15 protein-coding genes are annotated in these 17,294 nt (G+C 37.4%); 7 read left to right on the top strand and 8 right to left on the bottom strand.

From position 1 onward, the window contains the following. Positions 1–62 precede the first annotated feature (62 nt). Genes JFU50_RS14305 through JFU50_RS14295 form a run of 3 tightly spaced genes read left to right on the top strand, consistent with a single transcriptional unit; the run spans position 63 to position 2,800 of the window. The gene (locus JFU50_RS14305; protein WP_242489048.1) at positions 63–773 is read left to right on the top strand and encodes a sensor histidine kinase; all 711 of its coding nucleotides are present in this window, start codon (positions 63–65) and stop codon (positions 771–773) included. Then, on the top strand, positions 770–1,468 hold the full coding sequence (locus JFU50_RS14300; RefSeq protein ID WP_053347730.1) for a response regulator transcription factor: 699 nt from the start codon (positions 770–772) through the stop codon (positions 1,466–1,468). Before JFU50_RS14305 ends, JFU50_RS14300 begins: the two co-directional genes overlap by 4 nt. Before the next feature lie 3 nt (positions 1,469–1,471). Next, complete coding sequence (locus JFU50_RS14295) at positions 1,472–2,800, top strand: transporter (protein ID WP_201186732.1); 1,329 nt, start codon at positions 1,472–1,474, stop codon at positions 2,798–2,800. 142 nt (positions 2,801–2,942) lie between these two features. Here JFU50_RS14295 and JFU50_RS14290 read toward each other — a convergent pair whose 3' ends face one another. Continuing rightward, positions 2,943–3,530: an NAD(P)H-dependent oxidoreductase gene (locus JFU50_RS14290; protein WP_201223000.1), complete on the bottom strand. Its 588-nt coding sequence runs from the start codon at positions 3,528–3,530 to the stop codon at positions 2,943–2,945. A gap of 121 nt (positions 3,531–3,651) precedes the next feature. Between JFU50_RS14290 and JFU50_RS14285 the strand changes: the two genes are divergently transcribed. Then, a complete protein-coding gene (locus JFU50_RS14285; protein WP_201186736.1) occupies positions 3,652–4,080 on the top strand; it encodes a MarR family winged helix-turn-helix transcriptional regulator in 429 nt (142 codons plus the stop codon). A 217-nt stretch (positions 4,081–4,297) separates the two neighbouring features. On the opposite strand, the gene JFU50_RS14280 is transcribed toward JFU50_RS14285, so the two are convergent. The 3 genes from JFU50_RS14280 to JFU50_RS14270 all read right to left on the bottom strand — a co-directional run bounded on the left by JFU50_RS14280 (position 4,298) and on the right by JFU50_RS14270 (position 9,269). Next, entirely contained in the window at positions 4,298–5,761 is a 1,464-nt protein-coding gene (locus JFU50_RS14280; protein ID WP_201225085.1) for a protein adenylyltransferase SelO, read from the bottom strand. Between the two features lie 385 nt (positions 5,762–6,146). Continuing rightward, entirely contained in the window at positions 6,147–8,759 is a 2,613-nt protein-coding gene (locus JFU50_RS14275; protein WP_201222999.1) for an Ig-like domain-containing protein, read from the bottom strand. 156 nt (positions 8,760–8,915) lie between these two features. Continuing rightward, positions 8,916–9,269 (bottom strand): hypothetical protein, encoded by a 354-nt coding sequence (locus JFU50_RS14270; RefSeq protein ID WP_242489047.1) that lies wholly within the window; start codon positions 9,267–9,269, stop codon positions 8,916–8,918. A gap of 1,042 nt (positions 9,270–10,311) precedes the next feature. Between JFU50_RS14270 and JFU50_RS14265 the strand changes: the two genes are divergently transcribed. Then, positions 10,312–11,004 (top strand): FHA domain-containing protein, encoded by a 693-nt coding sequence (locus JFU50_RS14265; protein WP_201186739.1) that lies wholly within the window; start codon positions 10,312–10,314, stop codon positions 11,002–11,004. A gap of 76 nt (positions 11,005–11,080) precedes the next feature. Here the strand turns inward: JFU50_RS14265 and JFU50_RS14260 are convergent, their stop codons facing one another. Further along, positions 11,081–12,883, bottom strand: coding sequence for a hypothetical protein (locus JFU50_RS14260; RefSeq protein WP_201222998.1), 1,803 nt, complete (start codon positions 12,881–12,883; stop codon positions 11,081–11,083). A gap of 266 nt (positions 12,884–13,149) precedes the next feature. Between JFU50_RS14260 and JFU50_RS14255 the strand changes: the two genes are divergently transcribed. Together JFU50_RS14255 and JFU50_RS14250 are read left to right on the top strand one after the other, a co-directional pair. Next, positions 13,150–13,512: a hypothetical protein gene (locus JFU50_RS14255; protein WP_201186741.1), complete on the top strand. Its 363-nt coding sequence runs from the start codon at positions 13,150–13,152 to the stop codon at positions 13,510–13,512. A 57-nt stretch (positions 13,513–13,569) separates the two neighbouring features. Continuing rightward, entirely contained in the window at positions 13,570–14,970 is a 1,401-nt protein-coding gene (locus JFU50_RS14250) for a hypothetical protein (protein WP_201222997.1), read from the top strand. A 482-nt stretch (positions 14,971–15,452) separates the two neighbouring features. Here JFU50_RS14250 and JFU50_RS14245 read toward each other — a convergent pair whose 3' ends face one another. The 3 genes from JFU50_RS14245 to JFU50_RS14235 all read right to left on the bottom strand — a co-directional run bounded on the left by JFU50_RS14245 (position 15,453) and on the right by JFU50_RS14235 (position 17,263). Beyond that, positions 15,453–16,418, bottom strand: coding sequence for a quinone oxidoreductase family protein (locus JFU50_RS14245; RefSeq protein WP_053348176.1), 966 nt, complete (start codon positions 16,416–16,418; stop codon positions 15,453–15,455). 217 nt (positions 16,419–16,635) lie between these two features. Next, positions 16,636–16,782 carry a hypothetical protein gene (locus JFU50_RS14240; RefSeq protein ID WP_162878680.1) on the bottom strand — a complete coding sequence of 49 codons (147 nt, stop codon included), beginning with the start codon at positions 16,780–16,782 and terminating at the stop codon, positions 16,636–16,638. Positions 16,783–16,978: 196 nt separating this feature from the next. Further along, complete coding sequence (locus tag JFU50_RS14235; RefSeq protein WP_201222996.1) at positions 16,979–17,263, bottom strand: hypothetical protein; 285 nt, start codon at positions 17,261–17,263, stop codon at positions 16,979–16,981. Positions 17,264–17,294: the final 31 nt, after the last annotated feature.

The raw sequence follows: 17,294 nt of genomic DNA, 5'->3' as shown, positions 1-17,294 counted from the left end.
TCATAATGCTTAGTTACGAGGGATTTACATTATTAATCATGCTTTTTATTTTAGCTCCTATCATGGGAGCTATTGCTCTTTTATTTCTGTTTGTATTTGAGAAGAGAATTGATCTTCTTGAAAATAAAAACAAAGAGATACGGCTGGAACAAGCACTCCAAGAAGCCCAATATAATAAATTAAACCAGCAAATTCAGCCTCACTTTTTGTTTAATACACTAAATGTCATATTAAGCTTGGCACGTTTAAACAGAACGACAGAATTGATACGTGCCTTAGAGGCATTTTCGCAATTCTTAAAATTCAAGTATAAAGCATCTGAACCATTAATTCCCCTAGCTCAAGAAATTCAGTATACTCAGCATTATCTAGATATTCAAAGTCTTCGCTTTGGTGATCGGCTTAAGATAGATATGGAGTGCCCAGACCAATTATTAATTGCACTAGTTCCACCCTTCATTCTGCAGACTTTAGTTGAGAATTCGTTTAAACACGGTTTAGAAAAAAAAGTGGGAGAAGCACTTCTTAGTATCCGATTCTATCAGGATTCCCAGACGATATATTTAGAAGTAATAGATAATGGTTTAATGGTAAAAGCCACTTCCTTTACAGAGAAAGGCGGTCATGGCTTAGACAATATCCAAAAACGTTTAGATTTGTACTTTAGTAACCGTGCACAAATAATTATTTCTTCAAATGAGTCAGGAACAAAGGTAAAGGTAGTTTGGCCACTGGTTTATGATAAGAGAGTTGAGGAGGGAGCTTCGGAATGAATGTTTTATTAGTTGATGACGAACCATTAGAACTTGAACAAATGGAATATATGATTCAGTCTATATACCCTTTTTGGAAGTTTCACAAAGCCGCTGATGCCTGTCAAGCACTTACCATCAACCAAAATTTCAAAATAAACCTCGCTTTTTTAGATATTAATCTACCTGGGCGATCCGGTCTTGAATTTGGTGAAGACCTGAGGGCGGTAAACAAAGAAGTAGAAATAATAATGGTTACAGCACATCAAAGTTTCGATTATGCCCAACAATCCATAAGAATAGGAGTGGTTGATTATTTAACGAAACCTGTAATTGAAAGTGATTTGCATAAAGTTCTATCTAAGTATAAAAAACAAGACTCATCTCATGATTATTCAAGCCTAATTCATCATTCGCTTTCATTTATTCATGACAATTTTGCTGAAAAAATCTCTCTTTCCGACATTGCTCGTGAAGTACATACAAACCCGACCTATTTGAGTAGGAAATTTCACGAAGAAGTCGGCGCTTCTTTTACAGAATATTTAATACATTATAGAATACAAGCCGCTAAACGATTTTTAACCAATAACACGAGTTGGAACATATCAGACGTTGCTGAAAACTCAGGTTTTAATAGTCAACATTATTTCAGCACTATATTCCGTAAGACAGAAGGAATAACGCCAAAAGAGTTCCGTGAGAAAGGAAAATAAACATTGCGTCCTCGTTCATTTCAAGAATACGTACAAGGCCCTATTCAAATTGGGATGGGCTTAGGAATTATCTCCCTCCTGGCACGTTGGGTGACAGGAACCACGATATTATCCTCTCCTGAGTCCATGGTAAAGTATGGAGTTTTCGGAGGAATTGGCTATGCTCTAATGGGAGCTATTGCTCTATTTATGTTCAGTTTTATAGGGCGGAGAGTTCGACAGGATTTCCCTGTGGGATTGACTATGGGAGACTATTTAAAAACCAGACTTCATCCCCTTGGATATTGGATATTGATAGTGATTCTGGTATTAACTAGTTTACACACTTTATTCATTCAGGGAATGGCAGCGTCTACCCTTTGTCAATTTCTTTTTGATACGCCACTTTATGTAGGGTTGTTCTTCTTTTTCTGTTTTTGTGTTCTTTTTGCTGGATTCGGCGGGTTAAAATTTATTCACGGAATCGCATCTTTTCAAGTCATTTCTATGTTTGCCGCCGCTATCTTAATTCCATTATACTTTTTCGTCAAGGAAGGGATTCAACCTGTTTATGATGGGATCCGTCTATATCACCCATATATGCTAGTAATCAATAAGTATGATTTATGGAATTTTATTTTTGCAGGGCTTCTAGTAGGGTTCGGTCAGTTTTTCTTTGACCTCACATCATGGCATCGTCTATTTATGATAGAAATAAAAAAAGTCCCCTTAACATTTTCCTTATCTGGTCTTATATGGATTACATTCCCATTATCCTTTTCATCTCTTTTTATCATGGTTATCTTTACAGGTGGGTTCACTGATATACATTCTATTTTAGTTGGATTAGCTAACAAGATTACGACACCTTTCATTTTTATTCTTTTCATATTATGTGCATTTAGTGCAATCACCTCCACATTTGGTGCCTGTCTACATTCATTAATAAGCTTAATTGTGGCCAATATTTTAGAACCTTTCCAAACTAAAAAAAGTGACCAGCAAAAAATAAGAATGGCCTATCTTCTATCAATCTTGATTGGAGGAATGGTTTTTGTTGCTACACTCTTCAATTCTCCAACCTTATTAGAGCTTTTATTTTATTCTGGAAATATATATTCAGCATTGCTAGCACCATTTCTGGCAATAGTATTTAGTAAAGGGCAAGTTGCGAATTTCATTCCAATAAGCGCAGTATTAGCTATAGTTATCTCATACATTATTCAACCTTACGTAAGTGATTTTCAAAGCATTTGGTTTAGTGGGTTAGCTTCATTTACCATTATAGTGATTTGTACGATTCTTTCGTTCATTAAGACTAAATGGAGATTTTTTAAAACTAAACTGAACTAATTACGGAGTAAGATTTATCGGATTTAGTGCAATATTTAAAGAACGTCTAAATACTACCAACCCCATTCATGTACATTACGCTGTTCCGTACATGAATGGGGTTTCTCTATTAATCTCGTAAAAAGTAACGAAAACGATTATCTTAGCTTTCCAACTTTTTGAAATACCGATATACCTTATCTAGTTTTTTTGTTTGTTTTCCATTTGAACTTTCCATATTACCAAATTCAAAAAACTTAGCTTTTTTGATACCCACAAAATTAAATAAGGCTTTTTTCATCAATATTTTATGCGCATTATTCAACCAGAGAAGTGGATATTTTGTGGGTCCCTTCATAGTGGAAACACATACAACTGACTTTCCTTTTAAAAGTCCTTCTGGTAGAAGTCCCTTCTTATCCCTGTAGGCAAAATTTGCAGCAAATAATTGATCAATATATCCCATAAGCATTGCGGGAGGTCTCCCCCACCAGATTGGATAGACAAAGACAATCTGGTCAGCCCAAGTAATTTGATTTCTATATTTTTCAAGGTGAGGATCACGGTGCATATCACGCCTTCGTTTATGCTCATTGAACACTAGGAGTGGATTAAAGCCCTCTTCATATAAATCTAAGACCTGCAACTCCTTTATGTTAGGGTTCTCATTACTACCTTTGATGATTTTCTGTAAAAACGCATAACTTAAACTTTTGTGATTAGGATATGTGTAAATGACTAGCATGTTCATGACGCACCCCTATTTACTTATCATTTGATAATAAAATTATAACACTCACAGATTTTTATTGTCAAATGATAATTGTATTATGATAATATTTTTGTTATCTTCTCAGTAAGAGGTGAAAGTTATGGACAAAAAAGCTCTTTTTGATAAATGGGTGTCATTTACAACTTCTGCTCATCAGGTGACACACGAATTAACACAAAATGCTAAATCTGATTCCATCACGCCAGTTCAATATAACATTCTTGAATATATAACTGTAAGTCAGCCTGTCACTCCAAGTGAAATCAGTGACTGTCAGCATATATCAATGCCAAACACGAGTCGTGAGCTGAAAAAATTAAGCGAAAAGAATTTAATCGAAAAATTAAGTGATTCCGAAGATCGACGAAAACAATATATTCGTCTCTCGAAAGAGGGGGAAACCATGATGAACGAAGCCTTTGCAATCGTAGAATCTCGTTTCCAAAGTCGATTGCAAAATGCTTCGAAAGAAGATTTAGAGGATATTGAGCGTGCCATGGATATTCTTCAAACAAAACTATTTTACTAATGGACATGTAGTACAGAAAAATGGCTCCCTCGATTGAAAGATAATCGTTTACAACTGATCATCTTTCAATCGAGGGAGCTCCTTTATGATCTCCAAACACTAGGCGGTTTTTATTCCAAAATCCATTTCATCTTCATTCACGCTTAATGAGGAGAATGTTCTAGGATCCTTCTTTTGTCTTTCAGCCTCACAAATTGACTTCTCTAATCCTTATAAATCAGGTACCGCAAAAGGTCCGGTAAGGTGTTGTTGACTCAGGCAGTGTGGAGTATTCAGCCTGTTCGGCGGAGTGCGCGTAAGGGTTTGAAAGAACATCTAAAAGCCGCTCCATCACGCTGTAGTCTCCTTTTTCCACTGCTGCTTCCAGTGCCTCTTCTACCCGGTGGTTTCGTGGGATAACCGCAGGATTGCTGTTTTGCATCAACTGATTCGAGGATGCTTTCGATTCCTTCTGCCTGCCTAGTCTCGCCTGCCAGAGCTCATGCCACTGAGCGAATTCAGGCGTCCCAAATAGGACAATATCCTTCGGTGTATCAAAAGTTAATGTGCGGAAGGTATTGGTATAGTCTGCACCATGCTTCTTCATCATATTGAGGAGGTTATCAATAAGCGCTTCATCCTGTGACTCTTCGTTAAATAGCCCCAGTTTTGCTCTCATTCCCGCTAGCCAATTAGATTGATACAACTCATTAAAAACTGAAATCTTATCCTGGGCCAGTTTAACAGCCTGCTCCTGATCATCATGCAACAGCGGCAATAATGCTTCAGCAAATCGTGCAAGATTCCACCCGGCAATATAGGGCTGATTGCCATAAGCATAGCGGCCTTGGGTATCAATGGAACTGAAAACCGTTGCCGGATCATAGGCATCCATGAAGGCGCAAGGACCATAGTCGATGGTTTCTCCGCTAATCGTCATGTTGTCAGTATTCATTACCCCATGAATGAAGCCGACCAGCTGCCATTGTGCAATAAGCTCAGCCTGTCGCTTGATCACTTCCTGAAATAGCGAAAGATAGCGGTTCTCATCTGCTTCAACGTCTGGATAATGACGCTTTATTGTATAGTCGGCAAGGGCCCGTAGTTCCTCAACCGTTCCCCATTTTGCAGCGAATTGAAAGGTTCCTACACGCAGATGACTTGCAGCCACACGGGTCATAATTGCACCAGGCAGCCCGGTTTCGCGGATTACTGATTCACCGGTTGTCACCACCGCCAGACTTCGGGTGGTAGGAATGCCGAGTCCATGCATCGCCTCGCTGATGATGTATTCGCGCAGCATCGGTCCAAGTGCAGCCCGGCCATCACCCCCGCGGGAGTATGGCGTTCTTCCAGGACCCTTCAGCTGGATATCGAATCTCCCGCCTTGAGGCAAGATCTGCTCGCCAAGAAGCACCGCCCGTCCGTCCCCTAACATGTTAAAATGCCCGAATTGATGCCCCGCGTATGCTTGAGCAAGAGGCGAAGCACCTTCTGGAATCCGATTTCCAGCAAACACCGCTACGCCATCTTCGCTTTGCAAGGCCTGAACGTCCAAACCAAGGGATGCTGCCAACTGTTCATTGAGAATGATCAACTCCGGTGAACTTACAGGAGTCGGGTTGGTACTGGTGAAAAATTTTTCCGGAAGACGGGAATAACTATTGTCTAAATTCCATCCTGTTTCATTACTTTTTGTCATAGTTTCTCCTTTTCTTCTTTTGTCTTTTTGTATAATGGTTCCTTCTCTCATAATTCAGTTATATACACGCCATTAAAATCAAGTGCAGTCCATTTTAATGTCTACTTCTGCCAATTTATTATACCGTTTCCACATAAAAATGGCTCTCTTTAAATATAGTTGATTGCCTGCCGCTGCTTGGGATTTTACGAAAACATCGGTATACTCTCACCATTATCTCTTCACACTGCTCCTAGAATTGAATTGAAGCAGGTACCCTTAATGGGTTCCTGCTTCTTCTCTTAAGAATATCTTAGTTGATTATAATTTCTACTTTTTTGTTTACCATCACATGTGATACGGTTCTCCGTATTGTGTCTAAATGAGGTTTTGAAAGCACTCATAATTAATTTACTTTAACTAAACATACTCTACTCTTGTTTCCAGACTTATCCTTTGCGAATACTGTTAAAGTAGCACCTTTCTTTTGCTTCGCAATTGTGATGCGAATATTGCCCTTTGTATCAACAGTACCTTTTTTCACATACTTGTTGCCATTATAAATATAGACTGTTGCGCCTTTTTCTGCTTTACCTGTCAGTATTTTTGTATTCGCTGTAACTTTATTTATCTTTGGCGTCGTTGGTGCAGTTTTATCGATGACTGTAACAGTCTTTGTTTTACTTATATTGTTTAATGGATCTTTTGCGTATACCGCAATTTTTATACCCGCTTTTTGTTTTGAAATTTTGATACTGTAGTTTCCTTTAATAGAAGCCTTCGCCGAGTTGATGATTGTTTGGCCCTTTTTCACATAAACTGTCGTATTCGGTGTCGCTTTTCCTTTAATTACTGTATGCGAATCCCAAATGGTACTCACTGTTGGTGTCGCTGGTTTGCCTTTAAAAATATTATTGATAGTAATTGATTTTGTTGCCAAATTACCAGCTGTATCTTCTACTGTGAATTTATATTCACCTGATTTACTCACGACAAAGATGGTACTTGCGCCATTTAAAATCGTGCCGTCAGGTAATTGGATGTTTTTGATGCGCATGTTATCTGCTGTTTTCGCTACAATCGTTACATCTTTTTTCGTAGGTTCAGTTGTATTCGTGGATAATGTGATTGTTGGTTTGACTTTATCGATATTGCTAATTTTGATTGACTTTTTAATAACATTACCTAACACGTCTTCAATCTCGAATGTATAGGTTCCGTTGCCACTAACCGTATACACCGCTTTGTCTTTATAGACAATATCGTTATGTGGCAGTGTAATTGAGCGAATACCTAAATTATCATTCGCGTGAATTGTAATATCAATATTCCCATTCGTTAGTGATTTCGTGCTGGGTATTAATGTCACAGTTGGTAGCTCTTCATCTACTACCGTTACTTCCATGCTATATTCTTTATCTGCTACCGCAGTGGATTCTTTACTTTTCGCAAGTACTTTCATCGTATATGTTCCTTGATGGCTTGGGCGCCATATAAGATTTGACGATGAACTAAATTTTTGAAGCACCCGTCCTTGCTTTGAGTTTCCTTCATACACTTCGAATTGATACAATGGCTCACGACCGCCAAATGCATTTGCTGTGAACGTATACGCTAATGGTGTTTTATTGCTATTCATTGCCATCGATAACTCCGCTACTGGTGCTACAGCTGTTGTAAATTGAATCGTATGATTTGTCGTAAGTGATTTCCCTGAATAATCAGCCAATGCATCTTTACCAATCGTTAACGTATATGTTGTATGATCTAGTAAATATTCTGGAGTAATCGTTAATTGATCCTTATTTAGCGCCACCCTCACATTGACATCCCCATTAGGGCTTTGTAGCGTAATTTTTTCTTTATCTTTTAGTATCATATTATGATTAAACAAAAGCTTAAACTCGCTATATGTCGGTATGTTTTTTGATTGATTTGTTAAATCTTTCAATATTAATTTTTCGCCTTTATCATATGTAGTAAAAGATTGCTGATCAACAGTAAACTGACCAGCGCCATAATCTTTAATAAACTCTAAGAAATGATTCCCTTGAACATCTGTATAAATAGCTATTAAACCATTTTTAAACAATAGCTTATCCGCAATAATATTACGCTTCAACGTATATACATATTCATTCGTATCATATGTATACACATGAATACCGCCATTGCGACTTGCCGCAAATGTGACATTGTCTTTCAGGCTAAACTCAAAATCGTTATATACTTCATCAAATGTAAATTTATTAAATAAATCTTGTGTTTTCTCTTTCGCTAAACTAAACACCGATGAAGCACTATATATTCTTTCGTCATCAGGAGAAATTTTCGCCTCCTTATTTAGTCGGAAATCTCCATGATAAGGTGAGTCATATATACTCGATATCACACCTTGATTGACATCGTGCGCTTCAATGTCTCTTGGAGATGAAGCCGAAGTAATCGTATATATTTTTGAAAGCGTGGGATTATAAGTAATTGTGGAACTTTGATAGCTGCTCGCACGAGAATTATTCTCTACTTCTTTTTTGTCCGCTAAAGAATAGACCTTAATATAAGAATGTTGACCCGAGCCAGATGTAACATACAAATAGCCATCCTTATCAACAATCACATCATAGGGATCTATCGTCACAGGCAACATCTCTTGAAATGAAAAATCATTTGCATCGACAATTGCCACACTACCATTATACGGACCGAAATTTGTCATACTATGCTTAAACTTCAGCTGTGTAACATAAAGTTTGTCATTATATACAGTTAATCTTTCTGCTATGTAAGGCAATTGCAACGTCTTTATTACACCAGTTTCATAGTTAACTGCATAAATCAATCTACTACCATTCTGCGTCATGTACACGACAGGTTCATTCGGATCTAACACTGTATCTAAAGGTTCAAATCCAAGATTGATTGCATCACTTGCTGCGTTTGCATGGTCTCTAAAATCAACAGTAATTAAAATGCAAAAAACTACAAAATAAAATAAAATTATACGTATACTAGTCTTCAAAAAAACCCTCCTCATGCTGTATCTCAAATATTATATCATTTTCCAATATTAATAATCATTTCCTCATCAATTATATTTGCGTTCATATTATGTAAATGAAAAAACTGCACCTATTTATTGTACAGTTCTCCGTAACTATCTAAAATGCAATTTTCTCTATTCATTTTCCCCATATCGATTTTGCTTTCCCATCCACTCATTTGCTTCTCTCCACTTTAGCTTTTTTGCTGCAATCCAACTCACACCATTTTCAATTTCTTTTTCAGGCTGAAAATTATAGTCATCTGCCCAATAAAAATTGTCGTCACTTTTTAAAATAATGGCATCTCGGATAATTGAGTCATAATTTTCTGGCGTCGGGATAATATGAATACCCGTTACACTTTCAAAAAGCAATTCAATTGCAGATGGATTGCTATACTGACGTTGAAATAACATTTTTATATTCGTATCTAATTCTCCAGGAACAGTCATGGAAAAATCTTCATTTACATAAGTTCCTGTCCACATATGATTTCCCTCAAGCATCCATCATGAAAATAACCTAATCGCTCTAGCAAATCCTTGATATCCGATTCCTCTTTCAATTCAATCCAATTCATCTCTGTTGTCCTCCAATAAATTTTATCTTCTTAATAATTCGTCATTAAAAGAAACCACTCCTTTTTATACAACAATTAAAAACCACCTGAAACGCTTTACTTCAAACGTTTTAGGTGGTTCTTTTATAAACCTCACTTACTTATGGTACGGTTCACTACGTTTCATTCTAAACAAAAAAACCTACCTATGATTCGGCAGGCCATGAATGGATTTTCACATTCTATTATCTTCCCAAACAAGTGAACAAAAACTTGGAACTCGAGTGGAGGCTTCATGATTTCAGATATGCCGCCTTCACCTTTTTATAGTCCTCTCTTTTTCCTACTTTGGCTCCCACGTCCCCTCTCCACTCCAGGCTATACTCAATTCAGTATAGTCAGGCTGATAAAGGCAATGCCAAATATGCAGTACAGGCCGAGGGTAAGAGGCTGAGGAATAATAATGTATACCATCATGCTTACAATCACTAGCAGGATGCTAAAAGCATTTATTCTATCTCTCCACATACTCACCTTTGGTCAACTCCTTTTCTATTGCTTTTCAGTAGCAAGATAATCATTCAGAAACTCTTTTTTGTATAATCATATTCTTCCAGTTTCTCTTCAGAAATAAGGTGTAGCATCTCATCATAGTTCTGCTCGGAGAATCGTTTTACATATTCATCGAATACTTCTTAAGTGTTGCCTGATCGTTTTTAAGGAAATGCCACAAAAACACTCCTCCTAAGGTCAAAGCGGATATCAGCAAGAATAGTAGTCCTTTCTTCATCCTTCATGCCTCACTTAAAATGCTTGTGTACCTAATTTGTATTTTTTTCATTTTTCGTTAGTATGTCAGCGTCTGATAATTTATAATTATATGATTGAACTCACTAAACAGCCATGTAATGAAAATGATAAACCTATGAAAACAATCTAAATATTTAGACTTTTAAGGAGATAAGAAGTGAATGAGCATCAAAACTTTTAAGGTTGTATTGAGAACCATGCACAAAGGCCAACCTGAGGAATTCGCCTATGTCTTTGAAGGAAAAAGCCTCCTGATTGGCCGTGCCAGCCAACACTCCAAAGCTGATTTCAAGCTTTACAATGATTTCGTTTCCAGGGAACATTGCCAGATTTATATGAAGGAAGGAAAGCTTCTTATTGAGGATTTATCGAGCAAACATGGCACCTCAGTGAACCAGATGCCACTTGTGCCGGGGCAGCCTTGCCTAATTGAACCGGGGGATACCATTACTTTGATTAATGGAATGATTGAATTCATGATTTCCATCGACAACGATTTAACACAGGATTTCACTCCGTTGAACATCACTTTTCAACAAAACGTGGTTATTAAAGAGCATCTTCAGACTGTGATCATCAATGAAAAAGCTCCCATTAAAATGCCTTTAAAAGAATTTACTTGCTTTAAGTTGCTTTATGAGAATTTGGAGAACCTTATTTCAAAGGAAGAGATTGTCCGACATGTATGGCCCGAGAGAATTGGGGACCCCCAGCAAATTGTGTCGGCAGAAGAAATCGCTTCACTTCTGTACCGGGTACGAAAACGGGTAAATGGCCATTTCGCAATAAAAGCTGTAGTTCAAAAGGGATATTATATGGAATCCACCCTTTCAATCAACCTATCGGACCTGTAATGAACAATCATTCGAAACTCTAATAACAGGCATGAAAAAAAGCATTGCGAATAACAATGCTTTTTTTTTCATGCTTTTATTTCTTTGGTAAGTCTAAATTAGTGAATTGATCGACTGGAACAACCTCTTCGTCCATATCCATCACTTTCAGCACAACCCGGTCTCCTACATTCGTCAATACAATATCAGAGAGTGCACTGACTCCAGGATCCACTGAGAATCTTTTGGCATTGCCTTCTACAATTAAATAGAACACGTAGCCATTTGAGAGATTGGCATCGTTGATCCTTGTTACTTTCCCTTTGATTTCTTTCAGTTCAAATCCTTTTTGAGGTGTAACACCACTGACTTTTCCTAATGAAGCTATTAGCTTTTTATAGTTCCGGAATGCTTCATCTTTTGTTTTCCCAAAAACCACTTGGGGATTATCGCTATTGGCATACACGATTGCTACCCCTTGAAACTTACTGCCCTTTGTAACGGGAATTACATAAGTGGGTGCACCGTATATCGTATAGAAAATTCCATTAGTGGCTTTCCACCCTGGATATTTAGACAAGAACTCGCTCGCATTGGCGTTGGATTTTGCTTCTTTTCCAGTTAGAACGGACGTAACGCCTTTATAGTATGTCATCTCACCGGTTTTAGCATTGAATACTCCGTAACCTACTAGAGTTTTGGAGTTTCCTTTTGATTTTGCTCTTGTAAAATCAACTACATATATTAATTCGCCTTTTTCGTTAAAAGTAACTTGCATATTATCCTCATTAGGAATCAAAACATCTTTCTTCGCTCCAATTAAGGACTGATTTCTCCACCCGTGAACATATTTCCCCCAGTATGTCCAATATTCCAGGGCTGTTTCTAAGGTAAATGTTCTATCAACCCATTTAGGTTCTTTTCCTAAAGGATAGTATTTTGTGTCGCCCGTTTCCGGATTCACTAATACCACTCCGTCCACAACAGACCCACTGCGGTATTTCAAATAATGTCCTACTGAAGCTACAAAGAAGGGCTTTCCATCTTCGTTTGGTTCTAGGTATGAATCATGTATGATTTTTTTCGGATATTCCTTACGAATCGTTCTTTCTAAATCATAATCAAGATACTGTGATGGAGCATACAACATTTTTCCTTTTACAGTACTTGCACCTTTATCTGTCGAAATGGCGGAAATTAGATTATAACCTGGCGTGTATTCGGCTTTCCCAGCTTTAAAAAATCCGTCCATTTCAATTGGTGAAGTATATGTTAATTCACCATTTATATTGGTTAGACGGTACTCGCCTTCAGTGAAATACGATGCGTTTGATATTTTATTAATAGCTGCATCGCCTTTTGCGTCTGCCATTTTTACTGTTACAAGCGGCATGGTTTTAATGTCTTGAACTTCTTCTAGCTTATTTTTCTTATCAACTTTTGCTAAATCATGAAGTTTCTCGGCAAATGTTAGGGGATAAAACAACATGATAACCCAAGCTGCGATCAAAGCGATTCCCAGCAAACTGTTGAAATGTACATTCCAAGGTGTTCTTGTTGAATGTTTCGCCCCCTCATTATTCCGATTGCGGCGGGGTATTGAAGACACTTTTGCACTGTACATGTACATTCTTGAATCAAAAATAAGAATAAGTCCAAAAATAACGGCAAAATTTGAAAAGAATGCAGTCGCAGTAAGATCTAGTAAAATAATATCAATAACAAAAAATAATACGATAGCAGAAAGTAAAAGTCTCAGCACTTGCTCAATGGAAAAGAGTATATCCTTTTCCTTGATTGCGTTAGTCCATCTTTGTGGAATTAGGGAAAGTCCCAATACAGCAAATGGTATTTTCGTTAAAACCCCTTTTAAGATAAAAGCTATTAGTGAAAGTATCATGGTTTTAAAAATCTCCCCTTATAGTATATGTTTCTATTTATTTACTATTTTATCACTTTTTGACCAACTAATTTACTATCTTCTTCATCTCGTCTAAATATATCGATATAGCATTTTCTCCTAAAATATAAGATTCCTAAATTTTTTTTTCTACGATGCTACTTTCTCATATCTAAAGTTTATATAGACAGTGAAGATTGTTCCTTTCGATACATCTATCCCAGACACTCGGAAAGTTCAATCCAGAACTTTTAGGAGGAATAGAAATGGAATTGGAAACGTTATTAGATCAGAATTATAGCTTAGGGTTCAACCCTTATTTAGCAGAAACAATCGGCATACCAAAGGCGCTGATGCTGGCATTTCTTCACTCAACAATAGAAGCGTATGGAATGGAAAGAGACGGAAGGGACTGGATTTACTCTACATATGATCAATTGCACACGCAGCTGCCGTTTTGGTCAAAAGGGACCATCAAGCGGATAATCCTTAGTCTCGAAAAGGAAGGGTTTATGGTCTCCTGCAACTATAACAATTCGAAAATGGACAAAACGAAATGGTACAGCATCTGTTATGAAAAGTACATCGACATGTGTGAAGACCCAGACGGATTTTTGCTGGATTACTAAGAATAAAATGCCCCCTGCCTCATAGAAAAAGGCGGATAATAAAGGAGACGAAACCGTATGATTTATGAAGAAACCTACCACTATTTATTAAGAAATGTATCTTCTACTGAATTTGATACGTGTTTGTACTCCTTGCTTCATAGTGATTGGGATGGGGTTATTCAGAGCCCGCTTCATATGATGGCGAGCGGCGTGGGTACGACAGAAAAATACTTAAAGCAGATCATCAAGAAATTCACGTCACCTCAAGGATGTCTCCAAAAAGTTTTCGTACCTGTTGGTCAAGGCGGAGATGTTTTATATAAGTTCAATCTTGGACCTACTAGTAATCTTGGCTTTAACAGTAAGACCGACCGTTATTGCAAGAAATACCGTTTCTTTTACAGTGAGGCTTTCAAAAACTTAACCATACATGCAAAGCGGCTGTTGCTGATGGGTGCTTTTCGAATGTCGGTTACGAAGTCCGAAGAAGTATTATTTGATTATAGTGAAATCGTTCCCGATTCCAGCTCACTTTTCACGAGGCAGCGTTTATTAGATGCAATAGATACAGTCCATAAGACTTTAGGTAATTTAGTGACAATTTCTTTCGCAAGCAAGGCTTTTTCAAAAAAAGAGGCTGTTGTGTTTACCTTCAATGAAGGAATGCTGGAGCAGTATATGGAAAATCGAGCAGAACGAGCATTTTTACGCAGAACGATTTTCAACACGGGCTTTCTTGGACATATCAGTGATTCCGTATGTATGGAATTGGAACGAGTCGGCAGATACATTTTTCGTTCGTTTCTTCAAGATGCGAAAAAATCAGGCATTTCTATGGATATACAACATGAACTGCTGAAGCTAGCACGGTTCGTCTATACCTATTCTCTTAAAAAACTCGGTCTTGCTCTTCCTGCCAATAAACACCTTCTTGCGGCTCCTAAACAGGCATCCGCTTATTTAAGTACAATTATTTACAATGAAACGTTAGAGCAGATGGCAAAGTATTCTCACCGAGCAGAATCGATCAAAAGCCTTCTTGACCGTGACCACTTTCATAAAAGCATCTCCGAGAAGGCTCTAGGCCGGGAAGTGAATTATCTGGAAGTAGATCAACATATCGAACCCATTCGCGTCAAGCTCAAGCAAGCCGATTTCATCCACAATGTGCTGAACAACTGGTGCGAGGAGTGGCTCATTTCCCGCGTGAAGACAGTGACAGAAGAAAGCGAAGCAGAAGGAATAAGGAAAAAGACCAGTGATAATAAACGTACCGCATCCGAATTTATTACGGACCTTAGAAACGATACATATGATAAGTTGGACATGCTGATGACACTAATCCGCAAGTTCGGCAATCATGCGGTTCCTCCATCCAGTCAAAATTCTTCCCTCACAAAGAAAAAGGCAACCATTCAATCCTACTTTGCTATTCAAAAGGAGCGTCTCTACATGCTCTCTGTATCACCTTCCTAACATTCACACTGAATGTATTCGTTCAGTGTGTTTTCCCCTGCCCTTTTTTATTAATGGTTCTATCACTTTTATAAAATCACCATGAGAGCTGACCAGTTCTCTTTTTTTTGCCCTCATCGGGTTCTGTGGATAATAAATGCAGTCTGTGAATTGCAGATTTCCATTTGTAGATTGTGAATAACTTACTGTGGGTTTTACCTTTCAGTATGTAGGTTGCAAGTTCGCCTTGTTAATAGCGGTTATAGTCGGCAGTTTGTTTTTAAAGTAGGGGACCAGCCCTGTGATAGCAAGGGTTCCCATAAATAAGTTATCTAAGGGTCTAAAGAAATGGTCTGTAAAAAGGAACTGAAAAAGATTCTGAATATCATTATAAATAAGGAGATGAATCGCCGAGCCCTTTACGAATTAATAAAGAATGAATGGAAGCAACCTAAAAAGAAGTATTCGAGGACTACCTATAAATAAGATAGCCCTCGAATACTTTATGGTATTAATAATATTTTCCCAGTACTTTTACGGCTTTCTAGAAGTCTATGTGCGTCTGCCCCGTCCTCTAAGGAAAAGAGAGTTGGTTCTTCGATTAGGATCTTCTTAGACATGATCCATTCAAACAACTCTGCTGCTCTTTTTTTCCGTTCATCATGAGAAGTTAATACATTCCAAAGATCTCCTCCTATTAATGCTTTTGAAGTATCCATTAACATTCTAGGATCGATTTTCTCTGGATCCCCACCTGCCATTCCAAAGAATACGACAGTCCCTCTAATCTTAGTTGCTTCGAAACTGTCTAGCAAAGTTTTCCCAACTGATTCATAAACAAGATCAACACCTTGTCCATTCGTTACATCCTTAATGGATTTCACCCATTCTGATTCATAAAGAAAAACATGATCCGCACCAGCTTGTTTTGCTACAGTTGCTTTGTCATTTGATGAGGTTAAGCCAATAACTTGACCACCCTTCATCTTGATTATTTGTGTTAGTAATTGCCCGACTCCACCTGCAGCAGCATGAACAAGGACGGTCTCTCCTTCTTTAACTGAATAACTGTCTTGAGTTAAATATTGGGCAGTTAATCCTTGAAGTAAAACTGAAGCGGCAGTTTCAAAAGAAATGCCATCAGGAAGCGGTAACAGCTTATCAGCAGAAACAGAAACTAGTTCAGCGTTGGCATGGGGAACATCAGCAAACCCGACACGATCGCCAACTTTCACACAATGAACATCTTCTCCAACATATTCAATGACTCCTGCACCTTCATAACCTAGAATAAATGGCGGATTACCAACTAAGTGATAATTCCCTTTTCTTCTATATACATCAGCAAAATTCAAGCCGATTGCTTTCATTCGAACAATTACTTCTGATTTTGAATGTTTAGGTTCCTCAATTTCTCTTATAGATAGGACTTCTGGTCCACCAAAATTATCAAAGACAAGTGCCTTCATTTTCATTTCTCCCTTCAAACGTTGTTCCTTCTTTACGATATCGAATGAAGCCTCTGATAGCAAGAAAGTCACTACCTTGAAAGAGAACTTTCAATTAGTTCTTTTACTAGACTAACCACATGGTACCTTTTTAATCATTACAAAAAATACCGCTATGCCCTAAAGGCATAACGGTTGTAGGAAAATGTAAGAAAGGATAGAGAGAAACTCTCCTCTATCATTCAGTATTGGAACCAGGACCATTTTTTCGTTTTTTCGGAGAAAATTCTTCACCGTGTGCTTCTTGTTCGGCTATAATGGCTTCTTCAGGAATATGATTATTTTTTTTCGGTGCATTGACGCGGTTACGGTTTTTTTTACCCATCATTAATCTCCCCTTTATTATTTGGGTTGAACTTCTGCGACTTATATTTAACCTATTGTGGAAAGGCTAATGATAGCTTGTCCGAAAGCCCGCAAAAATACCTGCAAAATGAACATTTCAAAAAAAAGGAAATACCTTCGCTTTGAACGATCTAATAGAACATTAATATTTGTTATCTAATCTACTCCACATTTTTCTAATGTTCTTCCATATTAAAAATTATTTCTTCATTATTATTTTGCTCGTATTCTTTTCTTGCTAATTTACTTATTTCTTCTTCATTATTTAAATCAATATCATGTAAATTATCTTGCTTATTGTCCATTATTAATATCATTTCATCCGTAATTACCTTCACTGTTGGATTCACTTGAATAAAATCTTCTATAGGCTTTGTTTCATTTTTATAGGGCTTTATGAATAAAAAATATCCGACAAATAGTATAAATATTGAAGTTAAAATACCTAATTTTTTTTTCATTTATTCATCCCTTTCTATTTTCCCAAAACTC

It is taken from the genome of Peribacillus sp. TH14 (assembly GCF_016651145.1).
In the GTDB taxonomy this organism is placed as follows: Bacteria; Bacillota; Bacilli; order Bacillales; family DSM-1321; genus Peribacillus; species Peribacillus butanolivorans.
This window is presented reverse-complemented; position numbering and strand designations above follow the sequence as displayed.

Coding starts and splice junctions, on each gene's coding strand:
- JFU50_RS14305 (WP_242489048.1), top strand. CDS start 63: ATGGGAGCTATTGCTCTTTTATTTCTGTTTGTATTTGAGAAGAGAATT.
- JFU50_RS14300 (WP_053347730.1), top strand. CDS start 770: ATGAATGTTTTATTAGTTGATGACGAACCATTAGAACTTGAACAAATG.
- JFU50_RS14290 (WP_201223000.1), bottom strand. CDS start 3,530: ATGAACATGCTAGTCATTTACACATATCCTAATCACAAAAGTTTAAGT.
- JFU50_RS14285 (WP_201186736.1), top strand. CDS start 3,652: ATGGACAAAAAAGCTCTTTTTGATAAATGGGTGTCATTTACAACTTCT.
- JFU50_RS14280 (WP_201225085.1), bottom strand. CDS start 5,761: ATGACAAAAAGTAATGAAACAGGATGGAATTTAGACAATAGTTATTCC.
- JFU50_RS14270 (WP_242489047.1), bottom strand. CDS start 9,269: ATGTGGACAGGAACTTATGTAAATGAAGATTTTTCCATGACTGTTCCT.
- JFU50_RS14265 (WP_201186739.1), top strand. CDS start 10,312: ATGAGCATCAAAACTTTTAAGGTTGTATTGAGAACCATGCACAAAGGC.
- JFU50_RS14260 (WP_201222998.1), bottom strand. CDS start 12,883: ATGATACTTTCACTAATAGCTTTTATCTTAAAAGGGGTTTTAACGAAA.
- JFU50_RS14255 (WP_201186741.1), top strand. CDS start 13,150: ATGGAATTGGAAACGTTATTAGATCAGAATTATAGCTTAGGGTTCAAC.
- JFU50_RS14250 (WP_201222997.1), top strand. CDS start 13,570: ATGATTTATGAAGAAACCTACCACTATTTATTAAGAAATGTATCTTCT.
- JFU50_RS14245 (WP_053348176.1), bottom strand. CDS start 16,418: ATGAAGGCACTTGTCTTTGATAATTTTGGTGGACCAGAAGTCCTATCT.
- JFU50_RS14240 (WP_162878680.1), bottom strand. CDS start 16,782: ATGGGTAAAAAAAACCGTAACCGCGTCAATGCACCGAAAAAAAATAAT.
- JFU50_RS14235 (WP_201222996.1), bottom strand. CDS start 17,263: ATGAAAAAAAAATTAGGTATTTTAACTTCAATATTTATACTATTTGTC.